General features: G+C 46.1%; 7 protein-coding genes. 3 read left to right on the forward strand and 4 right to left on the reverse strand.

Going from position 1 to position 3,817, the window contains the following annotated elements:
* Together H6F74_RS12540 and H6F74_RS12545 are read left to right on the forward strand one after the other, a co-directional pair.
* The coding region (locus tag H6F74_RS12540; protein ID WP_190441407.1) for a tyrosine-type recombinase/integrase at positions 1-400 on the forward strand (400 nt) is incomplete at its 5' end.
* 70 nt (positions 401-470) lie between these two features.
* Positions 471-698, forward strand: a complete 228-nt coding sequence (locus H6F74_RS12545) for an EF-hand domain-containing protein (RefSeq protein WP_190441410.1) — start codon at positions 471-473, stop codon at positions 696-698.
* A 268-nt stretch (positions 699-966) separates the two neighbouring features.
* Here the strand turns inward: H6F74_RS12545 and H6F74_RS12550 are convergent, their stop codons facing one another.
* Positions 967-1,719, reverse strand: a complete 753-nt coding sequence (locus H6F74_RS12550) for an SH3 domain-containing protein (RefSeq protein ID WP_190441413.1) — start codon at positions 1,717-1,719, stop codon at positions 967-969.
* A gap of 51 nt (positions 1,720-1,770) precedes the next feature.
* Between H6F74_RS12550 and H6F74_RS12555 the strand changes: the two genes are divergently transcribed.
* The gene (locus H6F74_RS12555) at positions 1,771-1,914 is read left to right on the forward strand and encodes a hypothetical protein (RefSeq protein ID WP_190441417.1); all 144 of its coding nucleotides are present in this window, start codon (positions 1,771-1,773) and stop codon (positions 1,912-1,914) included.
* Positions 1,915-1,934: 20 nt separating this feature from the next.
* Here the strand turns inward: H6F74_RS12555 and H6F74_RS12560 are convergent, their stop codons facing one another.
* The 3 genes from H6F74_RS12560 to H6F74_RS12570 form a co-directional block, all read right to left on the reverse strand.
* Positions 1,935-2,519: a hypothetical protein gene (locus tag H6F74_RS12560; RefSeq protein ID WP_190441420.1), complete on the reverse strand. Its 585-nt coding sequence runs from the start codon at positions 2,517-2,519 to the stop codon at positions 1,935-1,937.
* A gap of 84 nt (positions 2,520-2,603) precedes the next feature.
* Positions 2,604-3,284: a Rho termination factor N-terminal domain-containing protein gene (locus H6F74_RS12565; RefSeq protein WP_190441423.1), complete on the reverse strand. Its 681-nt coding sequence runs from the start codon at positions 3,282-3,284 to the stop codon at positions 2,604-2,606.
* Positions 3,281-3,817, reverse strand: a 537-nt coding sequence (locus H6F74_RS12570) for a ParA family protein (protein ID WP_190441426.1), incomplete at its 5' end; no start/stop codon positions are given. The genes H6F74_RS12570 and H6F74_RS12565, both read right to left, overlap by 4 nt.

The following is a 3,817-nucleotide window of genomic DNA, read 5'->3' on the forward strand; positions in this document are numbered from 1 at the left end:
AAACTCCCGTGGTGATTCGGGTCAGGTAACGTTATTCGGCAAAGGACGGAAGACCCGGACTGTGCTACTGCCAGAGGGGGTATGGAACGAACTGTCCCAAATGCGCGGCGATGGCAGCGACAATGACGCAGTATTTCCATCCAGGGAAGGCGATGCCGATGGTCATCACCTCGACCGCTCGCAGGTTTATCGGATTGTGGCAGCGGCGGGTAAACGCGCTGGGATTAAAGGTAAGGTATCGCCGCACTGGTTACGCCATGCTCACGCTTCCCATAGTCTCGACCGGGGCGCACCAATCCATTTAGTGCAGGCGACGTTAGGGCATGAAAGTGTAGCAACTACCAGCCGTTATCTTCATGCCAGACCCAACGACAGCAGCAGCTTGTATCTGCCAGGGTAGGTAATTTTCCTTGCATCTTTTTAAACATTCTGGGATATTGAATTGAAAAAACTAATTCTGATAGAAACTTATGGCAACTGAGCAAGAGCTTCAATCTCTTTTTAATACCTTGGATGGCGATCAAGATGGCAAAGTATCGAGTAATGAGCTTTATTTAAGCCCTGCGTTAAATGCAGTCATTTCAGCAGAAACAGGTACTAGCCCCCAGGTACTGCTAGCGACGTATCACGATGAAGAGGGTAATATTACCTTTGAAGACTTGAAAGAGGCTGTCAAGAAAGCAGGGAATTTAGAATAAGCGCGATCACCCTTCCAGCAGCGATTGAATAGAAACACTCATCCACTGGGATGGGTGTCTTTGCTAGTAATAGTTCCAGCAGTTCCAAAACAGAAGGCGATCGCTAAACACGCTTCATAAAAATCTTTTTCTTACCAGTCCAGCCAGCAGGGATTTAAGCGCCGGTTGACATTAGGGTTGTAATGTCAAGTTCTGGTTCGGGTTGTTGAAACATGGTTATTGAAGGTACGTGATTGTCTTTGAAAAGGTTTCTTTTCACAGGCTATTGTTACCTGTAACAAACAGGATTCTCACCACCAGGCTTGAAGTACGCCGACCTTCCTCCACACTCTCGACCACGGCGATCTGTATCGTATGGACACTGGCAGATTCCTTGCTGTGAGCTACGAATTGGGATTAGAGCCTCTGGCGCTGGCGATGCCTGCTCTGGTATCTGCGTAGGTTCGGACTGTTCTGGTGTATCTGAGCAATCGGCGATATACTCCCCTGACACATAACCAGTTACGGACGAGCCGGAAACGTAAAACCATTTCAATCCAATATACTTTACTGTGACTTGTTCGCCATTACTCAAGACACCAATCACAGGAGCATCAGCGCTGTTGGATTGCCGGACGTTCAGGGAAGTGCTTTCAGTCCTAACGATTCCGCATTTGTTAACCCGATCGTTCGGATCTGGTTCCACCGCAACCAGATTAGGCGCAGAGGGTTTTGATTCAGGTGTACTGGAAATTTCAGGAGATGGAGTGGCAACCTCGGATGGGCTTTCGGTAGGGGCGGGCGATACCTCAGAAACAACAGGAGGAGATACAGGGGGCGAACTGGTGGTTTCAGGCGTTTTAGGTTGACCAGCGATCGCTACCATCAAAATTAATGTTGAAAGGACTGTTGCTCCTATTTTCGCGTTGCGGCTCCATCGGGTAAGCCAGATCAAGGGGATAGCTAGTGGCGGGAAAAATACAACAAGTATCAGAAGAAAACGCTTCTTTTGATACCACTTTCGGGGCTGTTCATTAGTCATGGGCTGGCTTGACCGGGACTACATCACTAATCTATCCGCCATGCTCATCCCATGCCCGGACTAAGCGATCGCTCTGCTAATGCTCAACGGTTTCTGTCGGCGTTCATGGGATGTCCAAGCGTTCATGGGATGTCCAAAACGCTGGGAGGCGATCGCCTATCGGAATATAAACAGACACTCATCCAAGTGGATTAGTGTTGCTTCCGGTAAGGGTTTCAGCTATTTTCAACGTCATAGCCTAGACGATCACTCATAAACTGTCCAATACCAAGCAAACCCATAGAAGCAGCTAACTCCCGTTCTTTTCGCTTTATTTCCTCCAATTTTTCTATGGCATCGTTCAATTGGAGGCTAATTAGCCGCTCATATCGCGCTAATTGTTCGCCAGACAGGGACAATCCAGCAGCAGATGTCTCTGCCTCCGCCAACTGTTTAGTAATGCGGCGCTTCTCCAGCTCAGAACTTTTCCCAGATAGTTTTTGTTTGATTTTCAGTATGGCCACGTCGCCTACCGCTGCCTCAATACCCCAAAGGCGACGCAAACGCAGCCAGCCCATCGAAATCGTTTCGATAAGTAAATATTCAATCGGGTCGCGAGGTTGATACTTCTCAATCAAACCTGCCACCATCTCATCAAACCATTCGCGATCGTCATTACAAAGAAGGGGCGGTTTTGTTGCCAGTAGCCCGTGCTTAACGCCGTTGTGACGGGCGATCGCCTTACCGCGATCGCTCCGTGGCCCAGTCGATTTTCGGGCGTTTCTTCTGTTTTGCTCTGGGGAACTTGGCATAATGTTCATTCAGCTTTTGTTGCTGTTGTGGGGTTAACTTAGGGCTGAAGTCGCCTGCCTCCATCCTATCGAGCGCTAGTGCTACCCCTATTACTAACTGAGTAGTTTAACTAATTCGTCTTTCTTCTTCTTGCTGTAGCCAGGTATCCCGCGCTTCTTAGCCATATCTCTTAACTCTCCAGCCGTTAAGGTACTCAAGGTAGTAGAGTCTTTGATGACTTCAGGCATGGGTTGAGGGGTTAAGTAAAAAACTTCCTTCAAAGCATTGAGTTTTTTACCTGTGGTAATACCACACTTAAGTTTTGTAATTGGCTCTAATGTCTTCCAATACTGGCGAGGAGCTTCATCAATACGATCGGTAGCAATCAGAAGCTTAACGCTCTTGAGATCGGTACCGGGTTTTTCAATTAGATACTGAAGCGCTGCCTTAATATCATCTCGTGTAGCTGTAGTGAGGTTAATTTTTGGAGTTACTTCGCCTGCTAAGACTTTAGTCAGTTCTACAGATTCGTCGCTAGGATCGGCAATAATGCACCAGACCTTCTCTAATCCAGCTTCTTCAACAACAGCATAAATAAATGAGTTACCAATGACTTCATATTGGTCTTCGCCAGTTTCTTTAACAATTACAGGAACCCAATTACGACCACCCGACTTAGTGAGTTTTTTGGCAGTAGCGGTAATCAAAAACTCAGGGGCATCTGTTCCTTCGCCAGCTTGGATCTGATCCATGTACAGGTGCATCAGGTTGCCAATATCAGTTAAGTTACTCACTGTAGAAAATACTCCTTTGCTAATTCTAAATAGTAATTACGAGCTGTTTTATCTTTGTAGGCAGCGGGTACGCGAGAAAAAGCTGCATTAGCTATATGAGCATAGCTAGGTAGTTCAAAAATATGTCTATCTTGCTTCGCTTGAGTGTAACGCGGATAAAAATAAGGACGCAAATTAAACTTACTGGTTGGGGTTTGTTTGATAAGTTCTTCTATTGCTTTATGTGCAGTATTACGCCCTGCATCCGTAATACTTTCACCATTGAAGAAAATTGGTAGTGCAATCGGCCCACCATCTTTTCTTGATTGTTGAACTTGAGGAATAAACTGTTTGATAGCCACAGCAGCATTCTCTAGCGAAAAGATGTTGTTATGCTTCGTTGGAATAAGGACAACATCTGAGGCATATATAGCGCTTTGGCTGAAAAAACGCCAGTTAGGAGGTGAATCAATCAAAATATAGTCATACTCATACTTTAGGCTGTCTAAAATTTGGTAGAGTCTTCGTATTCCAAAGTTTTGGCGTAATTTATC

It is taken from the genome of Trichocoleus sp. FACHB-90 (genome assembly GCF_014695505.1).
GTDB classification, from domain to species: Bacteria; Cyanobacteriota; Cyanobacteriia; order Cyanobacteriales; family FACHB-T130; genus Funiculus; species Funiculus sociatus.